This is a genomic window from Winogradskyella aurantia, from assembly GCF_002266855.1.
Lineage (GTDB): Bacteria > Bacteroidota > Bacteroidia > Flavobacteriales > Flavobacteriaceae > Winogradskyella > Winogradskyella aurantia.
Map to the genome: position 1 here is coordinate 1 of NZ_NGJN01000009.1, position 13,709 is coordinate 13,709.

Here is a 13,709-nt window from a genome sequence, read left to right on the forward strand (position 1 = left end):
AACGACGAGTGCGTAGATGCCGAGCCGATAGCCTGTGGCGATACGGTTTCAGGATCGACGGCAAATGCGACGGACAGCGGTGATAACGCATCCAATGACGTCTGGTACGAACTGGCCGGTACCACGGTAGGCCAGGAGATTACGGCCAGCCTCTGTGGCTCGTCCTTCGATACGTTCATCAGGGTGTTCGATGCTTGTGGTGGAACACAGGTAGCGTCGAATGACGACGATTTTGCAAATTGTGGTTCTTCAGCATCACAGACGACCTTTGTTTCGGACGGTACCTCGACCTATTACATCATGGTAGAAGGTTTCGGGTCAGCCAGTGGTGATTTTGATTTAGCGGTTACCTGTGTAGATCCTCAGCCGGCACCGGCGAACGACGAGTGCGTAGATGCCGAGCCGATAGCCTGTGGCGATGCGGTGTCAGGTTCAACGGCCTTTGCTACAGACAGTGGAGAGAATGCCTCCAACGACGTCTGGTACGAACTGGCCGGCACTTTGGCAGGTCAGGAAATCACGGCCAGCCTATGCGGCTCTTCTTTTGATACGGTCATTAGGGTATTTGATGCCTGTGGCGGTACCGAAGTAGTATCCAATGATGATTTCTGTGGGACGCAATCAGAAACGACCTTCGTTTCAGATGGTACCTCAACCTATTACATCATGGTAGAAGGTTTCAGTTCCAGTGACGGGGATTTTGATTTGGCCGTGAGCTGTGTGGACCCACCGGCCTGTGTGCCACCGGTCATAGACAGTTCTACGGTACTGGACAGCTGTAATCCAGATGGTACGGGCACCTTTACGGTAGACATCGTGGTATCCGACGGAGGCGATGCGGGAAGTGTTTTCGATGACGGTACGACGACCTACCCTGTGGTTGCAGGTACGGTAGCAGTAGGGCCATATGACAGTGGGGATACTGTAACCATAGAATTGGTAGCTGCTGATACAGCTTGTAGTTCTACGGTAGGCACCTTTAGTTTTACCTGTACGGTAGAGGCTCCAGATAATGATGAGATAGCTGGTGCCATAATGTTGCCAGTGGGAGATACCTTATGCGAGACTGAGGTTGTAGGTACAAATGTAGGAGCTACAGATTCAATAGAAAATGATAATGAGGCGTCTTGTAGTACGATTGATCCAACTAGTGATGTTTGGTTCAGTGTTACCGTACCCGCTACTGGTGAATTGAATATTCAAACATCTGCTGCAGATATCGATTCAATCACTGATACGGTTATGGAAGTTTACTCAGGGACATCAGGTGCATTAGTTGAGGTTGCCTGTAGTGATGACGAAGGACCTGGTGCATTCTCATTGGTTGAGTTAACAGGATTAACTCCAGGAGATGTGTTATTAGTGCGTGTATGGGAATGTGGAGTTATCGTAGAAGGTAATTTTAATATCTGTGCATGGTCGCCATCTGCTTTGGATATAGACGATAGTGTCTTTGGTAACTTTAATTACTATCCAAATCCGGTTGAAAATACGTTAACATTAGGTGCTCAAAATAATATTGAGACCGTTGTGATGTTCAATATGTTAGGTCAAGAAGTCCTAAGAACTCTGCCAAATAACGTAACTAGTAATTTAGACATGTCTAGATTAGATGCGGGTGCATATTTTGTAAAGGTGACAATTGCTAACATTACTAAAACCATTAGAGTTATAAAAGAGTAATTTTATTAAAAATCAGACATAAAAAGCCACCAATTTGGTGGCTTTTTTTTATTTTTAATTAGCTTTAGCTTAACTGTTTATACATTATTATGAGATTTTTTTTATTGTTTTGGATGTTAGTGCTGCTTCAAGGGATTAACGCACAGCTTAACTTTGAAGACAGGGCCAATTTACTGGGACTCACAAACCATACAGGGACATCTGGTTTTGGGGGTTATGGTGTAAGTTTTGTAGATTTTGATGATGATGGACTTGATGATATCACTATGGCTAGCGGTAATGGCGAACCTGTGCGCTTTTATAAGAATTTTGATGGTTTTGTGTTTGCCGAAGTATTTTTACTTCCAACTTCCTCAAGCTTTGATTATAGAACTAGAAGTGTAACCTGGGTAGATTTTGATAACGATGGAGATAAAGATTTTTTTCTTACCAGTGATACCAATGGCAATAGGTTATTCCAGAATCAAAATGGAGTTCTAACCGACATAACTGTAATCGCCGGTTTTCCTCTAGAGAATTTGTTTACCTATGGTGCTTCATGGGGAGATATTGATAACGACGGCTGCTTAGATGTTTACTTATCTAATAGAATAGGTGGAACGAATATCACTAATTATTTATTTAAGAATAATTGTGACGGTACTTTTTCAGAAGTTACCGAAGCTATAGGTTTAGCTAATCTGCCAGCCCTTAGTTTTTGTTCAGGTTTTTTTGATTTTAATAATGATGGTTGGTTAGACCTATACGTGGCAAATGACAAGTTTAAGCCAAACTATCTTTATAAGAACAATGGTGACGGGACATTCAGTGATGTTAGCACCGCTTCAGGAACTGATATAGTCATGGATGCGATGTCCGTCACTATAGATGACTTTAACGCTGATGGCTATTATGATATTTTCCTTACCAATACACCTGTAGGGGTTAGCACTCCGGTTCCCGGTAGTGTTTTGTTTAAAAATAATGGAGACGAAACCTTCACCAATATTTCTTCAAGCTCAGGAACCAATTTGGATAGTTTTTCATGGGGATCTAGTTTTCTCGATGCCGATAAGGATACCGATTTGGATTTATATATCAATACACAGTATACAGGTGACAATGGTTATCCATCTTATGCTTTTTATGAGAACTTAGGTGACGAAACCTTTCATTCGGCTAACGATGTTGGTTTTACAACTAACGTTTACCGAAGCTATTCTTGCGCCTTAGGTGATTATAATAACGACGGAAACCTCGAGCTATTGGTAAATAACGATATAGAAAATATACCTTCCTTATGGGAAAATATGGCCCTTAACACTAATAATTATATATCAATTGCACTAAGAGGCATTGTTAGTAATGCTGATGGAATAGCTTCTAAAATTGAAATTTCTATTAATGGTGATAAACAATTTAGACATGTTATGTGTGGTGAAGGTTATCTATCTCAAAATTCATTGGTTGAACATTTTGGCCTCGGGAGTTCCTCTGTCATAGACCATGTTAAAGTGACATGGCCAAGTGGTATTGTTGATGTGATAAATAATGTCACGGCCAATCAAAAACTTATTATAACCGAAGGCTCCGCACTTTCAGTAAATGGAGTAAGTAATGATTCTTTTCAATTCTTTCCTAACCCGGTAAAAAACACCTTGACGTTAACTGCTCAAAACACTATTGACTATATAATACTATACAATACACTAGGACAAATAGCATTTTATACTGAACCCAATACAACGCATACTGAATTAGATTTATCCGCGTTGCAGAGAGGTACTTATTTTTTAAAAGTGACTATTGCCAATGGAAATAAAATGGCAAGAGTGATCAAGCAATAATGACGATGTGATTTTGGGAGTTCAAAAGCCAGCTAATAGGTGGCTTTTGTGTTTTCTTTAGTTACTTTTGTAATTATGGATGAGCCGAAGTTTTCATTTGTAATACCAGTCTATAACCGTCCAAACGAGATTAAGGAACTTCTAGGAAGTTTTTTGAAATTGGAAGGGGATTTGCCTTTTGAAATCGTTATTGTTGAGGACGGTTCCACCGACACTTCTGAAAAAGTTATAAGTGATTTCAATACTGTCTTGAACATCTCATATTTTTACAAGACAAATTCTGGACCTGGGGATTCCCGTAATTTTGGAATGCAAAGGGCCAAAGGTAATTACTATGTCATTTTAGATTCTGACGTTATTTTGCCTTCAAGCTATTTAATTACGGTAAAAACATTTTTAGAAGAACGCTATTATCATTGTTTTGGTGGACCTGACGCTGCACATCCTTCTTTTTCAACTTTTCAAAAAGCGATTAATTTTGCAATGACATCGTTCCTAACTACTGGTGGCATAAGAGGAGCAAATGAACAGCTAGAGGATTTTCAACCGCGCAGTTTTAATATGGGGATTTCAAAGGAAGCTTTTCAGAAATCTGGTGGATTTGGAAGAATCCATCCAGGTGAAGATCCTGATTTATCACTTCGTTTAATAAAATTAGGCTATAAGACTGCACTCATTAAAGATGCCTTTGTGTACCATAAACGCAGAATATCCTGGATGAAATTTTATAAGCAGGTTTATAAATTTGGTTTAGTTAGACCTATTCTTAATATCTGGCATCCAGACTCTAAAAAAGTGTTATATTACTTACCCACCTTATTTTCCATAGGACTATGTCTGGCTTTAGCTCTTTTGTTTTTTTCTGTGTTTTGGCCTATGGCATGCTATGGTTTTTACTACGTACTAGTTTTTGTTTTGGCCACTGTATCAGCCCAAAGTATTAGTGTTGGGTTGCAGTCTATGGTAGCTATTACCATTCAGTTTTTTGGCTATGGCTATGGATTTTTAAAATCAACACTACAAATTGGGGTTTTAAAAAAAGACCCGGAGAAAGAGTTTCCACAATTGTTTTTTAACCAGTTATGAAAAGTCGATTAACTAAATATTTCAAGAAAAAGGCGTTTAAGCAATTCATTTTATTTTTCATGTTGACCTTTGTAGTTTTAATTTTTGCGAAACTCTCAAATGATTATAAACAAAATATTGCTATCGAGATAAAATTATCTAACCTTGATGATGAAATCGTAATTAAAAATAGTGCTGTAAACGAAGTTTCGGCTTATGTTGAAGCCAAAGGTTTTGCATTGGTCCCTTTTTTATTTAAAGATAAATTAGAAGTAGAGTTCGATGCTGAATCAGATGTCAATACTTCAGACCACGCATTTGTTTTTGATGTACAGAAGCAACGGTTTCTACTTGAAAAAAAGATAGGAAAATCTTACAAAATTCTCTCCTTAAAACCAGACACCCTAATTTTACCCTATTCTAAAATGGCCGTTAAAAACGTACCGCTCTACTTGAAATCGGACATTGACTATGCCATAGGCTATGATTTAAGAGACAACTTTTCCTTAAGTACTGATAGCATAAAAATTGTAGGTCCTTTTGATGCTATAGACAGTATAACACACTTAAATACTAAAGAACTTGAACTTTCTAATATAAAAAGCGATATTGAAAAAGTTATTGAAGTTGATTTAACGGGTTACAACGATGTGGAAGTATTTCCAAAATCAATTGAACTAAAAGGTAAGGTTAGTCGATTTACGGAGGGTACTTTTGAGGTTCCCATTATTATTACCAATAAACCTGAGAATCTAAAAATCAACTATTTTCCTAAAACCGTTACGGTATCTTTTTATGTGGATTTAGAACGCTTCAAATCGGTATCTAGCGCTGATTTTATTGTGGAGTGTGAATTTCCAGAGCCTAGCGAAAACAGCACTTTTTTAATTCCGAAAATAGCCAAGGCACCTAGTTTTGTAAAGCGAACTAATATCAAACCTAAACGTATTGACTTTATTAGGTTATAGAAGATGTGGTTTTAAATCATTATTTTAAGACATGAAAATTATAGGACTAACCGGCGGTATTGGCAGTGGCAAGACGACCATAGCCCATTTTTTCAGAGATTTAGGCATACCTGTTTATATCGCTGATAAAGAAGCCAAGGCCTTAATGAATCGGTCCAAGGTTATTAAACGTAAATTAATTCAACTTTTTGGGAAGCAAGCCTATATTGATGGACAGTTAAACAGATCTTTTATTGCCCAGTGCATATTCAATAATAAATCCTTACTATCAAAAATGAATGCTATCGTGCATCCCAAAGTCGCATCACATTTTCGACAGTGGCTAAAAAAACAGGAAGGGCCATACGTGATTAAAGAAGCGGCTGTTATTTTTGAAAACCAACTCCAATCGCAGTACGATTTAATAATCACAGTTGTAGCTGAAGAAAAAAATAGAATTAAGCGTGTGATGCAACGCGATGGTTCTACCGAGGAGCGCGTGAAGGCAATAATAAAAAATCAGCTTTCCGATGAAGAAAAAATTCAACGTTCAGATTTTGTTATCGAGAACAATAATCTTAGAGATGCTAAGAAGCAAGTGTTAAACATTCACAATTGTATCTTAAAAAAAATAGCTCAAGAGTTGCGATAATCTTTTGTTAAGGTAAGGTTAAACCTAATTTCTGCTAAATGTTAAAATGTTAAATTTGAATGATGGGCAAGAAGCTATTCGTCTTACTGGTAGTGTTAATGAGTTTGTCTCTCATCGGTATTATCTTTGTTCAGTCATTTTTTATCAATAATAGCTTAAAAAATGAAGAGCAAAATTTTAACTTAAGTGTAAAGCGTGCCTTAAGTTTTGTCTCTAGGGATATAGAAGATTTTGAGTTACGCAAGTACATAAGTATGATTAGGCCATGGGTTAACCAGAAGAAAGAGCCTGATTCTACCATAATAAAGAGACTTTACATTACTGCAGAAGACGATATTAACGATGAAACCATTGTACATCGTAATACCGTTTTAGAAGAGCGCTTTAGAGTGCCATCCCTGTTCTTTGAAATTGATGCAGACAGTATTGATGTGAGCCAGCGTTCGAGTGAACGTGTCACCCAAGTATTTAGTAGTTCTGGTAGTGAAATAGGGTCTTCTGTAGAACCTAAGCAGACACTAGTTGAGATATCGTCGCTCTCAAAAATTGATAAGCAATCTTACGAAGAGTCATTTAAAGATCTTCTAAAGCGTATCCCAATTTATAAAAGGGTAACCACAGAACAGGTTAAGGCCCTTTTAGAAAGAGAACTAGAAAGCGAGGGGGTTAATTTAGATTTTGAGTTTGCCATTTACGATGACGATTTAGCAACAGCCGTAAAAACTATAGATTTTAAGAAAAATCCAGAGAGCACTATAGGAATCAAAGTGTTCTTGGATAATAATGATGAGAGTAACTACCGGCTTTATGTAGATTTTCCTGAACGTAAAAAGTACTTGCTATCTTCGATACTTTGGATGATATTGTTGTCGGTTTTATTTACGGGAATCATAATTTTAGCATATTCCAGTGCTATTTATCAATTGATAAAACAACGGCAAATATCTCAAATTAAAACGGATTTTATTAATAATATGACGCACGAATTTAAAACACCAATTGCCACAATCAATTTGGCCTTAGATTCCATACGAAATCCTAAAATCATAGATGATAAAGATAAGGTTATGCGCTATTTGAAGATGATTAAGGACGAGAATAAGCGTATGCACGCTCAAGTAGAAAATGTATTGCGTATTTCTAAACTTGAAAAAAATGAGCTTAATATTAGTAAGGAACGACTAAAACTGCACGACTTAATAGAGGATGCGGTAACCCATATAGAGTTGATTGTTGAAGATAGAAAGGGCTACGTGAAGACACATTTGAATGCTGCTAAATCATCAGTTTTGGCCAATGAGTCACATTTTACCAATGTTATCGTAAATATATTGGACAATGCGGTTAAATATTCAGACGATGCACCAAAAATTGATATTTATACTGAAAATATAGGAAATAACATTATATTAAAGATAGCAGATCAAGGAAATGGTATGTCCAAGCAAGTAGCGAAACGTGTGTTCGAAAAATTTTATAGGGAGCACACTGGTAACGTACATAATGTAAAAGGACATGGTTTAGGTCTGGCATATGTAAAACGTATAGTAGATGACCATCAAGGTTATATAACAGTAGAAAGTGAAAAAGGAAAGGGTAGTACCTTCATAATAAGGCTACCATTAATATCATAAAAGCGAATCATGGAAGAACAAAACAAGAAAATTCTTTTGGTTGAAGACGATCCAAATTTTGGAACAGTTTTAAAGGATTATTTAATGATGAACGATTACGATGTCGTCCATGCCAAAAACGGAATGGAAGGTTTTGAAAAGTTCAAAAAGGACGATTTCGATTTGTGTATTTTAGATGTAATGATGCCATATAAAGATGGTTTTACATTAGCAAAGGAAATTCGTGAAAAAAATACAGATGTACCTATTATTTTCCTTACGGCAAAGGCCATGAAGGAAGATGTATTAAAGGGATATAAGGTAGGTGCTGACGATTATCTTAATAAACCTTTTGATAGTGAGGTTTTACTGATGAAAATCAAGGCGATAATGCAGCGTAAAGCTACAGATACAGTTGCTGACAGTAAGCAATTTGAATTTAAAATTGGACGGTTTGACTTAAACTCAAAATTGAGATTCCTCAAGTTTGATGGTGGAGAACCTACAAAACTGTCACCTAAGGAAAATGAGCTATTGCGTCTACTGGCACTACATGAAAATGATCTTATGCCTAGGGAACTTGCCTTAACCAAAATATGGAGAGACGATAATTATTTTACATCCCGAAGTATGGATGTTTATATTGCCAAACTTAGAAAATATTTAAAACCAGATCCAAATGTTGAAATATTAAACATTCACGGTGAGGGCTTTAGATTGGTCATAAACAATAATGATAATTCATAGGTTTTAGGATATTGTAATATTAAATCCAGCTAGGAATTAGCTGGATTTTTTATTTTCTATAAAACGAATAATATCGTCGGGCTGTGTTTTGAAATCGAACCAGGTGATATTTTTGTTTTTTCTGAACCAAGTCAATTGTCGTTTAGCAAATCGCCTGCTATTTTTTTTTATTTCAGAGATGGCAAAATCTAATGTAGTATGCCCATCAAAGTAAGCGAATAGTTCCTTGTAGCCTACAGTATTGAGTGCATTGACATTTTTAAATGGTAATAGGCGCCTTGCCTCATCCACCAAGCCTTCAGACACCATGAGGTCAACACGTTTATTAATTCGCTCGTAAAGCATGGAGCGCTCTGCCACTAAACCGATAATTATGGGTTCAAAATTTCTTTTTTTACTTGAATTTGTCAAAAAAGTCGAATAAGGTTTACCTGTTCCCAGGCAAATTTCAAGAGCTCTGATTACGCGCTGGGGATTATCAATTGCTATGGTATTGTAAGCTACAGGGTCTAAACCCTTGAGTTGTTCTTGTAATACAGATAGCCCTTCACTTTTCAATCTTTTATTTAGCTCATATCTAAAGATGTTTTCTACTTTAGGAAAATAGTCAAGACCTTCAAGAATGGCTTTTACATAAAGTCCAGAACCGCCAACCATAACAGCATATGGATTGTGCTTATGTAACTCTTCTAGTTTTGAAATAGCATCACTTTCAAAATCACCAACATTATAATTTTCATGAATGGACTTGTGTTGAATGAAATGGTGAGGTACGGTCTTTAATTCTTCGTCGGAAGGCACAGCAGTGCCTATGCACATTTCCTGGTAAAACTGACGCGAATCTGAAGATATAATTTCACATTTAAAATAACGTGCCAGTTTGATGCTCAAAGCTGTTTTGCCAATAGCTGTAGGACCAACAATGGTAATTAATTTAGGCATTATGATGAAGGGGAGACCCACATTTATAACAGTACTCAGCACCGTCTTGATGTTGCTCCGTTAAGCAATTAACACAGCATTGGGTATTGAGTTGTACCGATTCCAGTTGCACTACTTCTTCGTCTGATAGTTTACCTGAATCACTTCCACTTGCTTTGGTGTATTCTGCAGAAACGATACCGGTTGGTACGGCTATAATACCATAACCTAAAATCATAATTACCGTGGCGATAAATTGTCCTAGAGGTGTTACTGGAGCAATATCTCCAAATCCAACGGTGGTAAGAGTTACGATGCACCAATACACACTTTTAGGGATATTCGTAAAGCCATTTTTCTCACCTTCAACGAGATACATGATGGTGCCAAAAATAACAGCAGCGATAATAACAGCGAATAAAAAAACGGCAATTTTAGCTCTGCTTGCCTTAATTGCAGCCGCCAATTGATTGGATGCGCCCAGGTATCTAGCCAATTTAAGAATTCTAAAGACCCTTAAAAGTCTCAAGGCTCTTAAGGCTACCAAGGCATGAGTGCCAGCCATTAATAGGGATATGTATTTTGGTATGGTGGAAAGTAAATCTATGACACCGTAAAAACTGAAAATATATTTAAAAGGCTTTTTAACTGAAATGACTCTAGCGACGTACTCCAGAGAAAATAAAATGGTTATTACCCATTCAGCTATATTTAAGAATGTGTGATGCTTATTGTCAAAACTATTTATGCTCTCTAGCATAACCAAGACAATACTAGCAAGAATTGCAATGAGCAGTATAACGTCAAATAACTTTCCAGCAGGGGTGTCTGCTTCATAAATAACTTCGTGAAGCTTCGTTTTCCAGTTATGTTTGTTATTTGATTCCATCATTCAAATCTACGAAAGATATACTAATTGTTTAATTCAATGACTTTCAATCGTTTATTTCTGCGCATATAACTTTGAATAATATGTTGAGTGTCTCTATTATTCTCCATTGGAGTAATGAGGGAGGTTAATATTGATCTATTATTTATTTGATGGTTTAAATCAAAATAACCAAGACCTCTAAACACACCATCTTCAATTAATATTACGCTTTTTTCTTCAATGTCTCGGCCTCTATCAATAAGTACCATATCCTTATTGTCGTAAGAATTAATATTTATGACAGTATTGACGCGTTTATTGTATTTCTCTGTACTTTCTTCAGAAACACAGGCTCCATAACAATGTTTAATATCGTAATTAAAACAACTGGATTTTGATTTTTGTAGACCACATAACTTAGGGCATAGCTCGTAGTCTTCAATCACTCTATTCATGAATGATATACCACTTTGTCTATTGGCGAATGTAGTTATGGGTTTCTCCGTTTTTTTAAGATGATTTACCCTAAGGTTAATATAGCCGTTACTGTCTTTATAACAATATAGACCTTGCGTGAATTTATTTTGTTTTAGGGCTCTATTGAGAATGGGTTTGTTGCTTTTTATCTCTTCACTCTCTTTTAACAGCGCTACCAGTTCGCTGCCGGTTTTTTCATAGGAGACGGATGAAACTAAAGCTTGAATTTTTTTTGATTTAGAGTTGGAATTGGTAAAATGTTGAGTGACCCGCTTTTTTATATTGTTGCTTTTTCCAATATAGATAATATCACCGTCATCATTATGAATGTAATAAACACCAGTATCGCTAGGGAGTTCTTCAATTATATTTTTAAGATTGGAGGCAAGTTTTGATTTTTTTTCAATTTTAACAGCGTCTTTAATAATGGACTTACCGACATCTTTATTTAAGAGCATCTTAAATAATTTTATAGTAGCCAAAGCGTCACCATTAGCTCTGTGCCTATCACTTACAGCTATTCCCAAGGCTCTTGCCAATTTTCCTAAACTGTATGATTCCATTTCTGGGATTAACTTTTGAGCTAATTCCACAGTGCACAGTGTCTTTCGTTTGAAGGGAAACCCTAATCGATTAAATTCTGTTTTCAGGATGCGGTAATCAAAATCGGCATTATGAGCCACTAGGATACAATTTTCAGTAATCTCAACAATGCGCTTGGCTACTTCATAAAATTTGGGCGCATTTCTAAGCATGTTAGAGTTAATACCAGTAAGGTTAACTACAAAAGGCTGGATATCGCGCTCTGGGTTGACGAGGGAGATAAACTGATCGGTCACCTTATGACCATCAAATTGATATATGGCAATTTCGGTGATACCTTCTTCATTGTACTTTCCACCAGTGGTTTCTATGTCTAATATTGCGTAAATAATTCGAGGATTAAATTGAGCTATTCAAGTTTACGAAATTAATAAAGTCTAAATAGACTTAGAAATGAAATTACTAATAATCTCTTGCTCCAAAAATATTGCTTCCAACTCTTATCATAGTGCTGCCACAATCAATGGCCAATGGATAATCACCACTCATTCCCATTGAAATAATTTGAAGATCACAGTTCTCTGTTTGAAAGGTTTTTAATTTATTAAAAGTTGATTTCAAAAAGTCAAATTCACTTTTAATTTGGGTCTGGTCGTCTGTAAAGGTGGCCATACCCATGAGCCCAACAATTTTTATGTTGGACAGCTGCTTTAGGGATTCAGATTTTAATAAGGCTTCTGCGTCTTTCGCAGACATGCCGAACTTACTGTCTTCTTCTGCTATTTTAATTTGAAGTAGGCATTCAATGGTCCTTTGGTGTTTAGACGCTTGTTTATTGATTTCCTTGAGCAGTTTCAAACTATCCACACCATGGATAAGATTGACAAACTCAGCCATGTATTTTACCTTATTTCGCTGCACATGACCAATCATATGCCATTGGATATCTTTAGGCATTTGCTCATATTTCTCAACCATCTCTTGGATTTTGTTTTCACCAAAAATGCGTTGACCTGAGCTATAGGCCTCCATTAGGTCACTAATAGGTTTGGTTTTGGATACCGCAACTAAAGTGACATGTTTTGGTAGTTCTGATTTAATTTGTTGTAAGTTTTTTTTAATACTCATAGATGGTGATTCCACTTCTTAGTTTTGGTAAAATATAGGTACTTTTTGGAGGCATTTTTAACCCTTCGTCTGCTATATGTTTTATTTGCTCTACAGTGGCCGGTATCATTCCAAAACCAACCTTAAATTCGCCGCTATCTACACTAGATTTTATGGTAACGATTTCATGTCTGCCGTTAACGTAGGAAATCCTATTGTCATTCCGTAAGTCATTAATTCCTAAAATGGGTTGAAGAACGGTTTTATACAATAATTGAGCATCTAGTTCATCAAGTGCTGTGTTGAATTTATAGAGTGATTTTCTTAAATATAAGGAATAGAATTCACCATCTAAATACATACTGAAGTGGTGCTGCTTAGATGGGTGGTAGGGCATCATCCCTCTGTTCTCTATTCTATATATGCCGTCTAATTTAATGAGAAATTCTTCTTTGGTCAGACCATTCAAGTCTTTAATTAAACGGCTAAATTCATGTATAACTAAATCAGACTCTGGGATAAGGTAGGACATAAAAAAGTTGTAAGACTCTTCACCAGTGTGATTGGGATTTTTATCCTTTTCATCTTTGTACAGCAAATACGATGAAGATGACCTATGGTGACCATCTGCGATATAAACGGTCCCCATTTTTTTAAATTCGTTTTGGATGGTGGTAATAGTCTCTTTATCATCGATTTTCCATAGATAATGGGTATCTCTGTAAGTCATTGTAAATTCAAATTCGGCATAGCCTTTTTGTGCCTCTTGAATGATTTTTGCAATGACATCGTTATCGGGATAGGTGAGCAGAACTGGCTCCGCATTAAAGCCCACGGTTTGGAGGTATGATTTAAATATTTCTTCGCGTTGAGCTAAGGTGTCTTCATGCTTTTTTATAATATCATTCTCATAGTCTTCTGCACTAGTTGCTGCTATAATACCGTTAAAAATCTGTCCGTGTCTGTTTACAATTTTATACGCGTAAAATGAAGGGGTCTTATCTTGGATGAATATGCCATCCTCCTTAAATTCCATGTACCTGTTCCTCACAAGTCTGTAGCGTTCTTCACCAGTGATGACCTGATCGTACTTATAACCCGGATTCACGATATGAAGAAAGCTGTACGGATTGTAATCCATACGAGATTCCCGTTCATCAACCGTGTAGCTTTCATAGGGACGTGCCGCTACGAGACCTACGATTGCTCTTGTAGGTCTAACAGCTTTAAAGGGAATGACTTTAACCATGAAATGTT

Annotated in this window: 12 protein-coding genes; 7 read left to right on the forward strand and 5 right to left on the reverse strand. The window is 36.7% G+C overall.

Annotated features, from left to right (window positions below; translation table 11 throughout):
* The 7 genes from CA834_RS13915 to CA834_RS13945 form a co-directional block, all read left to right on the forward strand.
* A partial coding sequence (locus CA834_RS13915) for a T9SS type A sorting domain-containing protein (RefSeq protein WP_133085508.1) occupies positions 1-1,683 on the forward strand: 1,683 nt, incomplete at its 5' end.
* 89 nt (positions 1,684-1,772) lie between these two features.
* Positions 1,773-3,509, forward strand: coding sequence for an FG-GAP-like repeat-containing protein (locus tag CA834_RS13920; protein WP_094969332.1), 1,737 nt, complete (start codon positions 1,773-1,775; stop codon positions 3,507-3,509).
* A gap of 75 nt (positions 3,510-3,584) precedes the next feature.
* Positions 3,585-4,595: a glycosyltransferase gene (locus CA834_RS13925; RefSeq protein ID WP_094969333.1), complete on the forward strand. Its 1,011-nt coding sequence runs from the start codon at positions 3,585-3,587 to the stop codon at positions 4,593-4,595.
* Entirely contained in the window at positions 4,592-5,542 is a 951-nt protein-coding gene (locus tag CA834_RS13930; RefSeq protein ID WP_094969334.1) for a YbbR-like domain-containing protein, read from the forward strand. Before CA834_RS13925 ends, CA834_RS13930 begins: the two co-directional genes overlap by 4 nt.
* Positions 5,543-5,573: 31 nt before the next feature.
* The gene (gene coaE, locus CA834_RS13935) at positions 5,574-6,173 is read left to right on the forward strand and encodes a dephospho-CoA kinase (RefSeq protein WP_094969335.1); all 600 of its coding nucleotides are present in this window, start codon (positions 5,574-5,576) and stop codon (positions 6,171-6,173) included.
* A gap of 62 nt (positions 6,174-6,235) precedes the next feature.
* Positions 6,236-7,807 (forward strand): sensor histidine kinase, encoded by a 1,572-nt coding sequence (locus CA834_RS13940; protein WP_165764805.1) that lies wholly within the window; start codon positions 6,236-6,238, stop codon positions 7,805-7,807.
* Positions 7,808-7,816: 9 nt separating this feature from the next.
* Positions 7,817-8,533, forward strand: coding sequence for a response regulator transcription factor (locus tag CA834_RS13945; protein ID WP_094969336.1), 717 nt, complete (start codon positions 7,817-7,819; stop codon positions 8,531-8,533).
* Between the two features lie 36 nt (positions 8,534-8,569).
* Here the strand turns inward: CA834_RS13945 and miaA are convergent, their stop codons facing one another.
* The 5 genes from miaA to CA834_RS13970 form a co-directional block, all read right to left on the reverse strand.
* Entirely contained in the window at positions 8,570-9,475 is a 906-nt protein-coding gene (gene miaA, locus CA834_RS13950; protein WP_094969337.1) for a tRNA (adenosine(37)-N6)-dimethylallyltransferase MiaA, read from the reverse strand.
* Complete coding sequence (locus CA834_RS13955; RefSeq protein WP_206186884.1) at positions 9,468-10,343, reverse strand: ion transporter; 876 nt, start codon at positions 10,341-10,343, stop codon at positions 9,468-9,470. Before CA834_RS13955 ends, miaA begins: the two co-directional genes overlap by 8 nt.
* 23 nt (positions 10,344-10,366) lie before the next feature.
* Positions 10,367-11,734 (reverse strand): exonuclease domain-containing protein, encoded by a 1,368-nt coding sequence (locus CA834_RS13960; RefSeq protein ID WP_094969339.1) that lies wholly within the window; start codon positions 11,732-11,734, stop codon positions 10,367-10,369.
* Between the two features lie 73 nt (positions 11,735-11,807).
* Positions 11,808-12,473, reverse strand: a complete 666-nt coding sequence (locus CA834_RS13965; RefSeq protein WP_094969340.1) for a YggS family pyridoxal phosphate-dependent enzyme — start codon at positions 12,471-12,473, stop codon at positions 11,808-11,810.
* Positions 12,463-13,701, reverse strand: a complete 1,239-nt coding sequence (locus CA834_RS13970; RefSeq protein WP_094969341.1) for a DUF1015 domain-containing protein — start codon at positions 13,699-13,701, stop codon at positions 12,463-12,465. The genes CA834_RS13965 and CA834_RS13970 overlap by 11 nt, the downstream gene beginning before the upstream one ends.
* Between the last annotated feature and the right edge of the window lie 8 nt (positions 13,702-13,709).

Bases quoted from the DNA above. Each gene is read 5' to 3' on its own strand.
- CA834_RS13920 (WP_094969332.1), top strand. From the start codon at position 1,773: ATGAGATTTTTTTTATTGTTTTGGATGTTAGTGCTGCTTCAAGGGATT.
- CA834_RS13925 (WP_094969333.1), top strand. From the start codon at position 3,585: ATGGATGAGCCGAAGTTTTCATTTGTAATACCAGTCTATAACCGTCCA.
- CA834_RS13930 (WP_094969334.1), top strand. From the start codon at position 4,592: ATGAAAAGTCGATTAACTAAATATTTCAAGAAAAAGGCGTTTAAGCAA.
- coaE (WP_094969335.1), top strand. From the start codon at position 5,574: ATGAAAATTATAGGACTAACCGGCGGTATTGGCAGTGGCAAGACGACC.
- CA834_RS13940 (WP_165764805.1), top strand. From the start codon at position 6,236: ATGGGCAAGAAGCTATTCGTCTTACTGGTAGTGTTAATGAGTTTGTCT.
- CA834_RS13945 (WP_094969336.1), top strand. From the start codon at position 7,817: ATGGAAGAACAAAACAAGAAAATTCTTTTGGTTGAAGACGATCCAAAT.
- miaA (WP_094969337.1), bottom strand. From the start codon at position 9,475: ATGCCTAAATTAATTACCATTGTTGGTCCTACAGCTATTGGCAAAACA.
- CA834_RS13955 (WP_206186884.1), bottom strand. From the start codon at position 10,343: ATGGAATCAAATAACAAACATAACTGGAAAACGAAGCTTCACGAAGTT.
- CA834_RS13965 (WP_094969340.1), bottom strand. From the start codon at position 12,473: ATGAGTATTAAAAAAAACTTACAACAAATTAAATCAGAACTACCAAAA.
- CA834_RS13970 (WP_094969341.1), bottom strand. From the start codon at position 13,701: ATGGTTAAAGTCATTCCCTTTAAAGCTGTTAGACCTACAAGAGCAATC.